Origin of the sequence: Paenarthrobacter sp. 22069, from assembly GCF_052046035.1 — a bacterium.
GTDB lineage: Bacteria > Actinomycetota > Actinomycetes > Actinomycetales > Micrococcaceae > Arthrobacter.
This window is the reverse complement of the sequence record NZ_JBQEQF010000003.1, coordinates 191,087-204,095: the sequence shown is the minus strand read 5'-3', so window position 1 is coordinate 204,095 and position 13,009 is coordinate 191,087. Positions and strand designations below refer to the sequence as shown.

Sequence of the window (13,009 nt, the reverse complement as noted above, 5' to 3'; positions counted from 1 at the left end):
TTCCTGCTTGTGCTCATGGCTGGTCCTTCAATGCCGTCTCCTGGGGCGCCGGTGATTCCAGCGTTGACGTATCGCCCTCCGGCAGCCCGAGCTCGCGGGATTTCAGGAGCCGCCGGAGGATCTTGCCGCTGCGCGTCTTGGGCAGGGCGATGGTGAAATCGAGGAGCCGGGGGGCGACGGCGGCGCCCAGCCGTTTCCGCGCGAAGCCGATGATCTCCAGCTGCAGCTCCGCGGTGGGTTCACGGCCCGGCTTAAGCTCCACGAACGCCTTGACCACTTGCCCGGCCACCGGGTCAGGGACCCCGATCACGCCGGCCTCCGCCACGGCCGGGTGCTCCATGAGGCAGCTTTCCACTTCGAAGGGACCGATCAGGTGGCCGGATGACTTGATCACGTCGTCACCGCGGCCAATGAACCAGAAGTAGCCGTCGCCGTCGCGCTTTGCCAGGTCGCCGGTGAGGTACCAGCCGCCGGCGAAGCAGCGCCGGTACCGCTCCTCCTCGTTGAGGTAGCCGCGGAACATTGACGGCCAGCCGGGACGCAGGGCCAGCTCGCCCATGGTGTCCGGTTCCGTGACCAGCACGGCCTGGCCGTCCTTGACGATGGCGTTTCCGTCGGCGTCGCGCGCCACCAGGGCCGCCTGAATGCCGGGCAGCGGGCGGCCCATGGAGCCGGGGCGGATGTCCATGGCGGCATAGTTGGCGATCATGATCCCGCCGGTCTCGGTCTGCCACCAGTTGTCATGCACCGGAAGGCCCAGGACGTCCCGCCCCCACACCACTGCCTCGGGATTCAACGGTTCCCCCACGCTGGCGATGAAGCGCAGCGCGGAAAGGTCATGGCCGGCCGCGCGCTCCGCACCCGCCTTCATGAGCATCCGCAGGGCCGTGGGGGCGGTGTACCAGACGGTGACGTGCTGCTCCGCGAGGATGCGGTACCAGCGGTCAGCGTCCAGTTCCTCTTCGTCCACGATGGCGGTGACCCCGTGCACCAGCGGGGCGATGATGCCGTAGGACATGCCCGTCACCCAGCCGGGGTCGGCGGTGCACCAGTAGATGTCGCCCGGGTGCAGGTCCAGCGCGAAGCGGCCGGTGGCGTAGTGCGCGGCCACGGCGTCGTGGACGTGGATGGCGCCTTTCGGCGTGCCGGTGGTGCCGCTGGTGAAGTGCAGCAGGGCCATGTCTTCGGGCTGGGTGTCCGCGATGTCCTCCCCGGGTCCCGTATCGTCCGGCGGGGGTGACTGCGACAGGAGTTGGGCCAGATCCAGGGTTCCGGGTTCGGGGCTGCCGTCAGCGTCCACCAGCAGGACATGGCGGAGTTCGGGAAGCGCGTCCCGCACCGGAGCCACCTTCTTGCGGTAGAGCGCCTTGGCGGTCACCAGCACCCGACCGGTCCCAAGGTGCAGGCGCTGCCGCACCGGTTCGGGGCCGAAGGCGGAAAAGAGCGGGCAGAAGACGCTTCCGTTCCTGAACGTACCCAGGACGGCAACATAGAGCTCCGGGCTGCGGCCAAGGAGTGAGAAAACGCGCTCGCCGCGCCCTACTCCCAGTGCCCGCAGCACTGCCGCGAACCTGCCTGACTGCTCCGCAAGGTTTCCGTAGCTCAGGGAGCGGACGCCGCCGTCGGCCTCGACAAACCGCAGCGCCTCCGCGCTCCCCCGGCCTTCCGCCACATGGCGGTCCACTGCCTCGTAGGCGATGTTCAGCCCGCGGCCGCCGGGCAGCCCCGCAAGGGCCTGCCGCGCCTGGTCCCAGGTGAACTCCCGGCACGCCGCACCGTAATCCAGCAGGTGCGGCTGGACCGGTAACGCCGCCACGTCCTTGGCGATGGCAGGCCAGCGCGCCGACCCTGCGCCCGTGGTCACGGTGCTTCCCTGGTCCATGTCATGGCCTCCGGCACGGACCGTCGTACCGGTAAGGGGAGGAGGTAGTGCCGGAACCAGTCAGCGGCCAGGCTGGCCACCGTGGCCAGGGTGCCGGGCTCCTCGAAAAGATGCGTTGCTCCGGGGACGATTTCCAGATGGGTGTGGGCCTGCATGCTTTCCATGGCCTGTCGGTTGAGGGCCAGCACCTGGGTGTCGGCGCCGCCCACGATCAGGAGGGTGGGGGCCTTCACGGCGGCGAGCCGTGGAGCGGCCAGGTCCGGCCGGCCGCCCCGGGACACGACGGCGGCAACCTGCGCGCCGGGTTCGGCGGCGGCCCACAGGGCGGCACCGGCTCCGGTGCTGGCACCGAAGTAGCCCACCCGTCCCAGGGACCCGTCGTGCCGTGCTTCCAGCCAGTGGGTTGCCGAGGAAAGCCGCTGGCCCAGCAGGCCGATGTCGAACACGTTGGCCCGGTTGACCTCCTCCTCCGGTGTGAGCAGATCAAGGAGCAGTGTCCCCAGGCCTGCTCCGTGCAGGACCGAAGCGACGAACCTGTTGCGCGGGCTGTGCCGGCTGCTGCCGCTGCCGTGGGCGAAGAGGACCGTGCCGTCACACCTGGCGGGCAGGTAAAGGCTGGCATGCAGCGCCACCCCTCCCACAGGTATTTCCAGGTCCTCCTGCAGGCTCCCGTCTGCACCTCCCCCGCCGGTGTGGTGTGCTGCGGAGGCAGCGGCATCGAGCAGCTGCACCACCTCGCGGTCATCGGTGGGCGAGAAGTCATGGTAGTAATAGCCCACCGCTTTGAAGTCCTGCGGTGAGAGAAGGCAGACGACGTCGTCCGGCTCCTTCAGTTCCACGATGGCGCGGGCGGGGGCAACCGGAACGGCAAGGACCACTTTGGCCGCCCCGAGTTGCCGGGCCACCTGACACGCCACCCTGGCCGTGGAACCGGTGGCGATGCCGTCATCGACAATGACCACAGTCCGGCCGGTGAGGTCCACCGGGTGCCGGCCTTTGCGGAGCCGTGCCACCCTGCTTTCCAGGACGGCCCGTTCCTGCTGTTCAACCTGTTGCAGGTCCTCCTGCGACACACGGGCCGCGCTGATGGTGCGGGGATCCAGGACACGGACCTTGCCTTCGCCAATGGCCCCCATGGCCACCTCGGGCTGGAACGGGACCCCCAGTTTTCGCACCACGATCACATCAAGCGGGGCATCGAGGGCCCTGGCCACCTCGAACGCCACCGGGACGCCGCCCCGGGGCAGGCCCAGCACCACAACATCCTGTCCGCGCAGGCCCGCGAGCCGTTTGCCCAGCCGCCGGCCTGCGTCGAATCTGTCATGAAACCCAGCCACGCCCCTCACCCACCGTGTGTTTCTTCCCCGGGGAGGTCTGCTGCCGCCGGAGTCCAGGACATGCGGAGGACGAAATGGGCGTCGGAACTTCTCTTGGCGATCACGGCCCCTGCAAGCTTCACGCCTAATTCGATTTCGATCTTTTCGGGGGTCAGCTCCGCCATGGCCTCCAGTGCGGCCCGCGCGGCCGGGCGGACGCTGGCGAGTGCATCTTCCAGCCTCCTGCCCGTGTCCAGGATCCCTTGTTCGTTGCGGGCGGGATGATCCACCCCGTAGCTGCCGTCGGCAGCTTCAACCAGCACGGTCCCGGAACCGACTTCGTACCGCAGTACTTCGGTCATGGCGGATGCCTCCGCTAGTGCGAAATCCGGAGATTGCGGTGGGCGTCAGTGCTTGGCTTAATGGCCACGGCGGTGACCACCAGCGCGACTCCCCCCGCGATCCAGGATGTCCACGCAGCGCCGGTTGCGCCGGTGTAGGAGCCCAGCCACGGCGAGAGGACCAGCAGGGCGGCAAGGACGGCCTGGGCATATTCCATGACCGGTGTTCCGGGCATGGCCAGGTTGATGATGCCGCTGATGATCAGGAGTCCGCCGAAGAGGAGCATGAACGTGGTGGACATGTTCTGCTGCCGCGTCCACAGGACCGCAATCGCGGTGAAGAGACCGGCGGCGACCGTTACGTAGTCCTGCCACCGATACCACTTTTTCACTGTATTTTCCTTTCACTTCCGGCCGGCAAGCCTTGCGCTTTCCGTTCCCGGAGGGCGTTTTCCGCCCGCAGTCCAAGTCAACGCCTGGCGCCTGCCGCCTTCTAGGGCTGAAAGACCTAGGCGGGCCCAGAGGTGGACGAGACTCCGATTCACGGCCAACTCACAGCTGTTGCCCCTGCAAAAAGTGGCGTCCATATGCAAGAGTGGCGGCATCGCTGGGGTGCGACCACCTGCCGGCCGGGACCGTCCACAGTCCCGTCGGCAGGATCATCAGTGACGAACAAAAGAGGCCGGGCATGAAGCAGAATTCAGCTCCCCGATCCAGCGGCCGCCGGTGGCACAGGCCCTGTTTACTCCTGCTGCCGCTGCTGCTGATGCCCTCGCTGGCAGCCTGCCAGTCCATTCCGGCGGCTCCTGCCCAGGCCCACAACACGGCCCCGGCCCAAAGCACGGCCGCCCAGCCCCCGGGCGCCACGTCCAGTGCCACGCCAAGCGCCACACCCAGCGGGGCGCCAGTCCCAGGCGGCGGCGTAACGCCCAACGCTGCCGCGGCTGATGCCGCCGGGCGCCCCGGCCACATCTTCGTCATCAACCTCGAGAACAAGAGCTACGACTCGGTGTGGGGTGACAACTCGTCCGCCCCGTACCTGTCCGGAACGCTCCGGAAGCAAGGGGTGCTGCTGGAGGACTACTACGGCATCGCCCACAATTCCCTGCCCAACTACCTGGCACAGATCTCCGGCCAGCGGCCCAACGACAGTACGGAGCAGGACTGCCGCACCTATACGCGGTTCAACGCCACGGGCACCGACGGGGAAGGCGCCCTGCAGGGAACCGGCTGCGTTTACCCTGACCAGGCCCAGACCCTGGCGGGGCAGCTGACCGCCCAGGGCAAGACGTGGAAGGGCTACATGGAGGACATGCCGCAGCCCTGCGAACACCCGGCCCTCGGTGAACCCGACAACCACATCCGGGCCACCGCGGATGACATGTACTCCACCCACCACGACCCCTTTGTCTATTTCCAGTCCATCACCGATTCTCCGGACTGCGACAAGGACGTGGTGAACCTTTCGGCACTCACGGATGACCTGAATTCCGTCGGCACCACCCCGAACCTTTCCTACATCACGCCCAACCTTTGCCATGACGGGCACGACGACACCTGCGCCGACGGTACGCGCGGGGGCCTGAAAGCGGCGGACGCGTGGCTCAAGGACCACATTCCAGCCATCCTGTCGTCCCCCGCGTACCAGCAGGACGGCATGCTGGTCATCACCTTCGATGAGACCGAGGGCGACACCACCGGCCCGGCCCAGGGAGACTCCGGGAGCCCCGCCGGCGGCGCCGCCGGGGGCAGAGTGGGAGCCCTGGTCCTGTCCCCGTTCAGCAACGCCGGGGCCACCTCGGACCGGCCCTACAACCACTACAGCCTGCTGGCCACCATCGAGGATCTCTTCCACCTCCCGCGGCTTGGACTGGCCGGCGAGCCCGGCGTGAAGACCTTCGGCGATGATGTTTTCCGGTCGGGGTACTAAGGTGCGGCTGCCCGGACTCCACCAGCGGCGGACCGCCCTGGCCGCCTCCGTGACGGTGGTGGCCTTGGTGGTCCTCGCCGTCGCCATTCCCCGGGTCTGGCCCGGGGACGCCGGGACCGCCGGGATCGCCAAGATCAAGCACGTCGTGATCATCACCCAGGAGAACCGGTCCTTCGACAGCTACTTCGGCACCTACCCGGGCGCCGAAGGCATTCCCATGAAGGACGGCAATCCGGTGGCCTGCCTTCCGGCTCCGGGGAGGGGAGGCTGTGTTTCACCCTACCTGGACTCGTCGGACAGCAACGACGGCGGCCCGCACAGCCCGGCAGACGCGACCGCAGACATCAACAACGGGGCCATGGACGGATTTGTGGCCCAGGCGGAGAAGGGCATTGCCCACTGCGAGCCGGATGCCACCGACTGCAAGTACAAGACCAGGCGCACCGACGTCATGGGCTACCACGACCGGAACCAGTTGCCGACCTATTGGACCTACGCCGACAACTTTGTCCTGCAGGACCACATGTTCACCTCCGCCGCCGCGGGAAGCCTCCAGGCGCACCTGTACATGGTCTCCGAATGGTCGGCCAGATGTTCCAAGACCGGAGACCCGTCGTCGTGCATCAACGCGCTTGACGGTGTTGAGAATGAACCAGAGAAAGCGGAATTCGAGGCCAGCCTGATCGGCAAATGCCAGCCAAACCCGGACCCGCAGCCCTGCCGCACGGCACTCCAGGCCGCCGGGCTTGGCCTGGATCTGGCCACCCAGACGGGACAGGTTGTCTCGGCCGGCTGCAAGCGCACCGATTCGTACTCCACCTGCAAAACCGCGGTCCAGGCCGCGGACCTGCCGCCCGCGCTCAAGGACAAGCTGGCCGAAGCGGCGAAGAGCCTGAAAGGGCCCAACTACTCCTGGACCGACCTGACCTACCTGCTCCACAAACACTCCGTGTCCTGGGCCTATTACGTGTTCGGCGGCACCGAGCCCGACTGCCGCAACGACGCCGCCACCTGCGCACCCGTGAAGCAGGACGCCGAAACGCCGGGCCGGTGGAACCCGCTGCCGTACTTCGACACCGTCACCGAGGACGGCGAGCAAGGCAACATCAAACCCCTGAGCGGCCTCTACGACGACGCCCGGCAGGGCAGGCTTCCCGCCGTCACCTGGGTGGCACCCACCGATGAGGTCAGCGAACATCCCCCGGCCAAAATCAGCACCGGGCAGCAGTACGTTGCAGGGCTGGTCAACGCCATCATGAGCGGCCCGGACTGGAACAGCACAGCCATCTTCCTCAACTGGGACGACTGGGGCGGGTTCTACGACCACGTCCAGCCGCCCGAGGTGGACAACAACGGCTACGGCCTGCGGGTCCCGGCCCTCGTCATCAGCCCCTACGCGAAGAAGGGGTACATCGACCACCAGGTCCTGAGCCAGGACGCCTACTTCAAGTTCATCGAGGACGATTTCCTCGGCGGTGAACGGATCGATCCCGCCACGGACGGCAGGCCGGACAACCGCCCGGATGTCCGCGAAAACAACCCGCTCCTGGGCGACCTCACCAACGCCTTCGACTTCAATCAGGCGCCGCGGCCCCCGCTGATCATTCCCAATGCCACCACCTACTAGGCCTGGGACCTGTTAGGCCTGCGACGCGGAGACCGTGCAGTCTGCCGCGTCCTCCACCACCCGCTCCAGGTCCCCCGTTCGGTGCAGCACTTCCATCTGCCGGACCGCACCGGTGCCTTCGGCGAGCAGCCTGTCCACCTGTTCCTCCACGCGCTGCAGGTCCCCCATGTCCACCAGTGCCTGGTGCACGTGGTTCAGCAGTGCATTGACGACGGCGAGCGCGGGCGCCGGGCGGTGCGTGCGCGGATCCAGCAACTCGCCGCGCAGGCCCCAGCGGCTGGCTTTCCAGGCGGCCAGCCGGAGCAGGGCCGACGGGACGGATACGGGTTCGGCGCCCTCCCGCCACTCCCGGGCCGCGGTTTCCACCAGGCCCCGGGCGATGCCCGCCAGCAGCACGGTGTTCTCCGGCCGCAGGCACACGTCAGCCACCCGGATCTCCACTGTTGGATAGTGCCGGGAGAGGCGTGCGTCGAAGTAGACCATCCCTTCATCAAGGGCGACGCCGGTGCTCACCATGTCATGCACCAGCTGGTGGTAGGCGTCCGGGGTGCCAAGGATGTCCAGCGGCCCGGCGGAGGGCCACCGGTTCCACACCTGCGCGCGGTAGCTGGCATAGCCGGTGTCCTGGCCATGCCAGAAGGGTGAGTTGGCGCTGAGCGCAATGAGCACCGGCAGCCAGATCCGCATCCTGTCCAGCACCGCGACGGCTTCCTCCGCCGATTCCACTGAAACGTGGATATGGCAGCCGCAGGTGAGCTGTTCGCGGGCCGTGAGGCCGTATTCCTCGGTCATGGCCTTGAACCGCCGCAGCTGAACCGGGTGCGGGTTTGCCGGGAGCGGCGAGGTGCCCAGCGCAGCCACCCTGACCCCCACATCCTCCGCTGCCTGGTGGGCAATGGCCCGCCCGGCAATGATGTCCTGTTGCAGCCCAGCGAGGGTGGCGTGCGGCGGGGTGACCACCTCGATCATCTCCTGCTGGAACTCGGCCGTGAGAACGGGGCCGGCTCCGGCCTCGAACGGGCGCACGTAGAGGTTCAAGAGTTCTCCAGCCATAGGCACGGCCTCCCCCTTCGCCGGATCGACCAGGAGCAGCTCCTCCTCGATCCCGAAGGTGCGCATGCCTGCACCGGCGCCGCCGGTGCCATCATTGCCGTAGGTGTCCATCGTCGTCGTCCCCTCTCCCCTGCTCCCTTGCAGACCACGTTGGAGACGATGGCCAGCGCCCGGTTCCTCAAGGGATATTTATAATAAGCACCCTTAGTATTGCGTGGGAAGCAGTTCGCGCTTCCTGGCGGGCACCACCTGTACTTCCGAGCTACCCGCAGGTAGATTTGACGTGTGACGGGCAACACGCCCGCCCTCCCCGGCTCTTCTGCAAAGGCCAGCGGGAGTAGCTGCTGTAGCCCAACGGCAGCATTATGCAAGAGTGAAAGAGCCAGCACATGTCTGCCTCCCATTTCCAGCAATTCCTGAACGAAGCCACAACACCCGATCCGTCCGGCGATTCACCCCTGGGCCCCGACTGCCTCTATGGTCTCTACGTCAGCTGGGCAGCGCTGCACGGCATCACTCCCAAGCCCGACCAGGCCTTCCGGGCCGGAATGCTGCGTTGCGGCGTGGACATCCGGGACTCCCGGCTGCGCATGACAGGGCCGGCCGCGGCAGACTACATCCTTAGCAGCTATCCCGCCGTCGCCTGAGGACCGGCGACCAGGGGCGGGCGCGGCCACGCTGGTGCTCTGTTAGGGGATGCAAACCTTCGTGGCACCGCCCCCTCTGCGGTGCTTTACTGCCAGCATGTCTGAAACCCTCAAGCTCACCCACAACGAACCCCACGACAGCAGCCTCGCGGCGCGCCTGAACTGGCTGCGCGCCGGGGTCCTCGGCGCCAATGACGGCATCGTCTCCGTAGCGGCAACCGTGGTGGGTGTGGCGGGCGTGACCAACCAGATTTCGCCCATCCTGGTGGCAGGCACCGCCGCGGTGGTGGGCGGAGCCGTGTCCATGGCCCTGGGCGAATACGTGTCCGTGAGCAGCCAGAGCGACAGCCAGCGGGCATTGATCGAAAAGGAACGCCAGGAGCTTCGGGACGATCCCGACGGCGAGCTGGCTGAACTTGCCCACATCTACCAGGCCAAGGGTCTTAGTGAAGCCACGGCCAGGACAGTGGCCGAAGAACTGACGGCAAAGGATGCACTGAAAGCCCACCTGGCCGCCGAGCTGAACATCGACGAGGAGGAAGTGGCCAGCCCGTGGCATGCCGCCATCGCCTCCGCGATCGCGTTTACGGTCGGCGCCGTGCTGCCCATGCTGGCCATCATTTTCCCGCCGGCAGAAGCCCGCATCCCGGTGACCTTCGGCGCCGTCATCCTGGCGCTCGCACTGACCGGCACCGTCAGCGCCAAGATCGGCGGAAGCTCCAAACGCAAGGCAACCATCCGGCTGGTGGTGGGCGGGGCCCTGGCCATGGCCTTCACGTTCGGGGTGGGGAGCCTGCTGGGTACCACCGGGGTCGCCTGATTCGCCCTCCCGCCGTGCGACACTGACCGTACACGGCAGAGCGTCCCCCACTGATCGGAGTATCCCTTGCTGGAGATCGCCGGCCTTCCGGCCCACATCCTGTTGATCCACGGCGTGGTGGTGCTGGGCCCACTGGCCGGCATTGCCGCGGTGGCCTTCGCCCTGGTCCGACGCTCCAGGCGCTTCCTGGCGTGGCCGCTGGCCGTCCTGGCCTTGCTGCTGGTCCCCTTGTCCGTCCTCACGGCGGAAGCCGGCGAACAGCTGGAGAAGGCCAGGCCGGCGTCCCAGCTCATTGAGGAGCACGGCCACCAGGGCAGCTTCCTGCGCTATGTCACCGTGCTCTTCCTGGTGGCTGTCGCCGTGCAGATCGCCGCCGCCTTCCCGTCGCTCCTCACCCGCAGGCCCGCCTTCCGCGGCCTGCGGGTGATCCTCGAGTCCCGCTGGCTGGTCCCGGCCACCTCGGTGGTTGGCGTTCTGGCCGGAATCTTCCTGGTGTACCAAACCATCGTGACCGGCCACTCCGGGGCGGTGTCTGTCTGGGCCGGCCGGTAACCGCAGCCGCCCTTGCCAATCCGCCGGCGGAGCCCGCTTGTCCCGCCGCCCAAAACCCCTTCCCATAGCATCCACCCCGCGTTACTGTGGGCACACAACCCGTCGGCTCCGATGCCGGTGGTGGGCTCAGGCAGTTGGGTCTCTGGAGCAGCCGGAGGGACCAGGAATGGGTATAAAACCGTTCAAGAACCGGAGAATGCGGCGCATCGCCGCCGCAACCGTGGTGCTCGCCGCCTTGCCGGCCCTGACCTCCTGCTCCGACCTCGTTTCGCGCGGCTTCCTGCCCGGAGCACGCGACACCACCAACAACACCGAGCTGATCACTGACCTATGGGTCAACTCATGGATCGCGGCACTTGTTGTGGGCGTCATCACCTGGGGCCTGATGATCTGGGTCATGGTGGCGTACCGGCGCAGGAAGAACACGGTGGGATTCCCGGCCCAGCTGAGCTACAACCTTCCACTGGAAGTGTTCTACCTGGCCATCCCCCTGATCGTTATCGGCGTGCTGTTCGTCTTTACCGACCGGGAGCAGCGGGCCATCGACGAACGCTACCCGAACCCGGACGTCGTGATCGACGTGTTCGGCAAACAGTGGTCCTGGGATTTCAACTACGTTAAGGAACAGGTCCACGAGGATGCCGGCCAGCAGGCCCACCTGACCGGGGACTACGGAACGCCGGACCGGCTACCCACGCTGTACCTTCCGGTCGGGAAGAAAGTGGAGCTGCACCTGCAGTCCCGCGATGTGCAGCATTCCTTCTGGGTGGTGGATTTCCTGCAGAAACGCGACCTGTACCCGGGGCACGAACAGTACAACCCCTACATCAGCATCACCCCAAACCGTATCGGCGAATACATGGGCAAGTGCGCCGAACTGTGCGGCGAATACCACTCCGAGATGCTTTTCAAGGTCCGGGTGGTCAGCCAGCAGGATTATGACAGCCACATCGCCGACCTGAAGGCGAAGGGAAACACCGGCAACTTGGGCACCGACTTCGACCGGCAGCCGTTGTCGGCCCCTGAACCACAGGTCTTGGAACCAGCAGAGTAAAGGACGGCAGGTCATGACCACCACAGGCCAGAGAATGGGCGGAACCGCGGCCACGGCTGCGCCGGCAGTGGTCCGGCGTTCCAAGGGCACCATCGTGGTCAACTGGATCACTTCCACCGACCACAAGACCATCGGGTACATGTACCTGATCGCGTCGTTCGTGTTCTTCTGCGCCGGGGGTGTGATGGCCCTGCTGATCCGTGCCGAGCTCTTCGAACCCGGCATGCAGATCCTGCAGACCAAGGAACAGTACAACCAGTTGTTCACCATGCACGGCACCATCATGCTGCTGATGTTCGCCACCCCGCTCTTCGCCGGGTTCGCCAACGTGATCATGCCGCTGCAGATCGGCGCCCCGGACGTGGCGTTCCCGCGCTTGAACGCGCTGGCGTTCTGGTTCTTCCTGTTCGGTTCCACCATCGCGGTCTCCGGGTTCATCACCCCGCAGGGCGCCGCCTCGTTCGGCTGGTTCGCCTACGCACCGCTAAACAATACGACCTTCACCCCAGGCATCGGCGGCGACCTGTGGGTCTTCGGCCTGGCGCTGTCGGGGTTCGGGACCATCCTGGGCTCGGTCAACTTCATCACCACCATCATCTGCATGCGCGCGCCGGGGCTCACCATGTGGCGGATGCCCATCTTCACCTGGAACACCCTGGTCACGGCGATCCTGGTCCTCATGGCCTTCCCGCCCCTGGCCGCGGCCCTGTTCGCCCTCGGCGCGGACCGGAAGTTCGGCGCCCACATCTTCGACCCCGCGAACGGCGGCGCCATCCTGTGGCAGCACCTGTTCTGGTTCTTCGGCCACCCCGAGGTGTACATCATCGCGTTGCCGTTCTTCGGCATCGTCTCGGAGATCTTCCCCGTCTTCAGCCGCAAGCCGTTGTTCGGCTACAAGGGCATCGTGTACGCCACCATCGCCATTGCGGCGCTGTCGGTGACGGTCTGGGCCCATCACATGTACGTCACGGGAGCGGTGTTCCTTCCGTTCTTCGCGTTCATGACCATGCTCATCGCAGTGCCCACCGGCGTGAAGTTTTTCAACTGGATCGGCACCATGTGGGGCGGGTCCCTGACGTTCGAGACGCCCATGCTGTGGAGCATGGGATTCCTGGCCACGTTCCTCTTTGGCGGCCTGACGGGCATCATCCTGGCCTCGCCCCCCATGGACTTCCACGTTTCGGACTCGTACTTCGTAGTGGCGCATTTCCACTACGTGGTCTTCGGCACCGTGGTGTTCGCCATGTTCGCCGGCTTCTACTTCTGGTGGCCCAAGTTCACCGGGACCATGCTCAACGAGCGCCTGGGCAAGATCCACTTCTGGATGCTCTTCCTGGGCTTCCACGCCACGTTCCTGATCCAGCACTGGCTTGGCGTCCTGGGCATGCCCCGCCGGTATGCGGACTACATGCCGGAGGACAACTTCACCTGGATGAACCAGTTCTCCACCGTCGGTTCCTACCTCCTGGGCGCCTCACTGATCCCGTTCTTCTGGAACGTCTACATCACGTGGCGGGCCGGGAAGAAGGTCACGGTGGACGACCCCTGGGGCTTTGGTGCCTCGCTCGAGTGGGCCACGTCCTGCCCGCCGCCCCGCCACAACTTCACGTCCCTGCCCCGCATCCGTTCCGAGCGTCCGGCACTGGACCTGCATCATCCGGAGCTGAGCGTCAGGGTCCATCCGTCCGAGGATGCCCCGGCGGAAGGGCTCCTGGGCGCTGCGGATATCGGCGAGCACGACCTCCACGACCCCAACCCGAACAAATAGGCCCGCGGCTCCGCTATTC

General features: G+C 66.5%; 12 protein-coding genes. 7 read left to right on the top strand and 5 right to left on the bottom strand.

Annotated elements, in window-relative coordinates:
• Positions 1-13 precede the first annotated feature (13 nt).
• Genes acsA through ACTJK0_RS03720 form a run of 4 tightly spaced genes read right to left on the bottom strand, consistent with a single transcriptional unit; the run spans position 14 to position 3,931 of the window.
• Positions 14-1,882: an acetate--CoA ligase gene (acsA, locus tag ACTJK0_RS03735; protein ID WP_440744282.1), complete on the bottom strand. Its 1,869-nt coding sequence runs from the start codon at positions 1,880-1,882 to the stop codon at positions 14-16.
• Entirely contained in the window at positions 1,861-3,219 is a 1,359-nt protein-coding gene (locus tag ACTJK0_RS03730) for a phosphoribosyltransferase family protein (protein WP_440744281.1), read from the bottom strand. Before ACTJK0_RS03730 ends, acsA begins: the two co-directional genes overlap by 22 nt.
• A gap of 5 nt (positions 3,220-3,224) precedes the next feature.
• Positions 3,225-3,560, bottom strand: a complete 336-nt coding sequence (locus ACTJK0_RS03725) for a CU044_2847 family protein (protein ID WP_110541585.1) — start codon at positions 3,558-3,560, stop codon at positions 3,225-3,227.
• 14 nt (positions 3,561-3,574) lie between these two features.
• Positions 3,575-3,931 (bottom strand): SPW repeat protein, encoded by a 357-nt coding sequence (locus tag ACTJK0_RS03720; RefSeq protein ID WP_110541586.1) that lies wholly within the window; start codon positions 3,929-3,931, stop codon positions 3,575-3,577.
• Between the two features lie 296 nt (positions 3,932-4,227).
• On the opposite strand from ACTJK0_RS03720, the gene ACTJK0_RS03715 reads away from it, so the two are divergent.
• Positions 4,228-5,469, top strand: a complete 1,242-nt coding sequence (locus tag ACTJK0_RS03715) for an alkaline phosphatase family protein (protein WP_440744280.1) — start codon at positions 4,228-4,230, stop codon at positions 5,467-5,469.
• The gene (locus tag ACTJK0_RS03710) at positions 5,444-7,096 is read left to right on the top strand and encodes a phospholipase C (RefSeq protein ID WP_440744279.1); all 1,653 of its coding nucleotides are present in this window, start codon (positions 5,444-5,446) and stop codon (positions 7,094-7,096) included. Before ACTJK0_RS03715 ends, ACTJK0_RS03710 begins: the two co-directional genes overlap by 26 nt.
• Before the next feature lie 12 nt (positions 7,097-7,108).
• Here ACTJK0_RS03710 and ACTJK0_RS03705 read toward each other — a convergent pair whose 3' ends face one another.
• Positions 7,109-8,260: a glutamate--cysteine ligase 2 gene (locus tag ACTJK0_RS03705; protein WP_110541587.1), complete on the bottom strand. Its 1,152-nt coding sequence runs from the start codon at positions 8,258-8,260 to the stop codon at positions 7,109-7,111.
• Positions 8,261-8,538: 278 nt separating this feature from the next.
• On the opposite strand from ACTJK0_RS03705, the gene ACTJK0_RS03700 reads away from it, so the two are divergent.
• From ACTJK0_RS03700 to ctaD, 5 genes are all read left to right on the top strand, one after another.
• A complete protein-coding gene (locus ACTJK0_RS03700) occupies positions 8,539-8,796 on the top strand; it encodes a hypothetical protein (RefSeq protein ID WP_110541588.1) in 258 nt (85 codons plus the stop codon).
• A gap of 97 nt (positions 8,797-8,893) precedes the next feature.
• Positions 8,894-9,616: a VIT1/CCC1 transporter family protein gene (locus ACTJK0_RS03695; protein WP_110541589.1), complete on the top strand. Its 723-nt coding sequence runs from the start codon at positions 8,894-8,896 to the stop codon at positions 9,614-9,616.
• 66 nt (positions 9,617-9,682) lie between these two features.
• A complete protein-coding gene (locus ACTJK0_RS03690) occupies positions 9,683-10,168 on the top strand; it encodes a hypothetical protein (protein WP_440744278.1) in 486 nt (161 codons plus the stop codon).
• A gap of 196 nt (positions 10,169-10,364) precedes the next feature.
• A complete protein-coding gene (ctaC, locus tag ACTJK0_RS03685; protein WP_440744277.1) occupies positions 10,365-11,222 on the top strand; it encodes an aa3-type cytochrome oxidase subunit II in 858 nt (285 codons plus the stop codon).
• 13 nt (positions 11,223-11,235) lie between these two features.
• A complete protein-coding gene (gene ctaD, locus ACTJK0_RS03680; protein WP_440744276.1) occupies positions 11,236-12,990 on the top strand; it encodes an aa3-type cytochrome oxidase subunit I in 1,755 nt (584 codons plus the stop codon).
• Positions 12,991-13,009 lie beyond the last annotated feature (19 nt).

Coding starts and splice junctions, on each gene's coding strand:
- ACTJK0_RS03705 (WP_110541587.1), bottom strand. CDS start 8,260: ATGGACACCTACGGCAATGATGGCACCGGCGGCGCCGGTGCAGGCATG.
- ACTJK0_RS03725 (WP_110541585.1), bottom strand. CDS start 3,560: ATGACCGAAGTACTGCGGTACGAAGTCGGTTCCGGGACCGTGCTGGTT.
- ctaC (WP_440744277.1), top strand. CDS start 10,365: ATGCGGCGCATCGCCGCCGCAACCGTGGTGCTCGCCGCCTTGCCGGCC.
- ACTJK0_RS03700 (WP_110541588.1), top strand. CDS start 8,539: ATGTCTGCCTCCCATTTCCAGCAATTCCTGAACGAAGCCACAACACCC.
- acsA (WP_440744282.1), bottom strand. CDS start 1,882: ATGGACCAGGGAAGCACCGTGACCACGGGCGCAGGGTCGGCGCGCTGG.
- ACTJK0_RS03710 (WP_440744279.1), top strand. CDS start 5,444: ATGATGTTTTCCGGTCGGGGTACTAAGGTGCGGCTGCCCGGACTCCAC.
- ACTJK0_RS03715 (WP_440744280.1), top strand. CDS start 4,228: ATGAAGCAGAATTCAGCTCCCCGATCCAGCGGCCGCCGGTGGCACAGG.
- ctaD (WP_440744276.1), top strand. CDS start 11,236: ATGACCACCACAGGCCAGAGAATGGGCGGAACCGCGGCCACGGCTGCG.
- ACTJK0_RS03695 (WP_110541589.1), top strand. CDS start 8,894: ATGTCTGAAACCCTCAAGCTCACCCACAACGAACCCCACGACAGCAGC.